General features: G+C 59.9%; 1 protein-coding gene. It reads right to left on the minus strand.

The features are described from left to right. On the minus strand, nt 1-1,080 hold a 1,080-nt coding region (locus BGN91_RS11050), incomplete at its 3' end, for a molybdopterin-dependent oxidoreductase (protein ID WP_292613084.1). Nucleotides 1,081-1,111: the final 31 nt, after the last annotated feature.

Consider the following 1,111-nt stretch of genomic DNA (forward strand, 5'->3'; position numbering starts at 1 on the left):
CCTCGGCTGACGCGTCAGGTCGTAGAACGTCGATGAAACGCCTCTGGTAGGCTCCGCGATATCTGCCAGCGGCAGACCAACGTGATGCTCCTCATTATGGAAGCCCTGGTAACAGACCTCGCCATTCGCTTCCGGCGCGCACATCAGCAACGTGTTGCACGCGTCGAGAACGTCCTCGAGGCTCGGGTACCGTTTGCCTCCCCACTCCACGCACCGCATATGCCTTGGATCCGGCATCGGCATGACGGGATTGTCAAGCATCTGGTCGTACTGCTTCTTGATCGGAATCTGCACGCCGACCGCGGAAACGCCATCCTCCCGGGCCTTCGGTCCGAAAGAAATGTATTTGTTGTACAGGTTGGCGTAGTCACGCTCGACTACCCGTATGTGAGGCATAGTCTTGCCCGACACCGGTTTGCATTCGCCCTCGGCCCAGTCGAGAATCTCCGGCTGCGCCAACTCGTCGGGAGTATCGTGCATCAGCGGCTGAGCAACCACGTCACGCATCGGCTTGGCGAACGCCAGCGGAGACAGCTCGCTGACCTTCTTGGCGATCAGCTTGAAAATCTCCCAGTCCGTCTTCGACTCCCACACCGGCGGAACCGCCTGTCCCAGCACGTGCAGGAACGAGTGCAGGTCTGTCGAATTGAGATCGTTCTTCTCGTACCAGAACGCCGTCGGCAACACGATGTCCGAGTAGAGCGACGAGGTATCCATGCGGAAATTGAGGTCGACGACCAGGTCATACTTTCCGCGCGGAGCCGTATCACGGTATTTCACCGTGGTCGTCTTGCCCCTGGCCCGATCCTCGGCAATCGAGTTGTCATGCGCACCGAGGTAGTGACGCAGGAAGTACTCGTGCCCCTTCGCGCTCGACTGGATCGCGTTGCCGCGCCAGATGAACCACAGCCGCGGCCAGTTCTCCTCGGCATCGGGATCTTCGATCGCAAAGTTGACCTTCTTGCTGGCGAGTTGATCGACAACATGCGTGACGATGTCCTCACTGGACTTCGCTCCGGCCCGCTCCGCTTCAGACGCAAGTTCGATCGGGTTGCGGTTGAAGTGCGGGGTGAACGGCATCCAACCCGAACGCACCGCCTTCGCCTGAAGG

This window comes from Nitrobacter sp. 62-13 (genome assembly GCF_001896955.1).
In the GTDB taxonomy this organism is placed as follows: Bacteria; Pseudomonadota; Alphaproteobacteria; order Rhizobiales; family Xanthobacteraceae; genus Nitrobacter.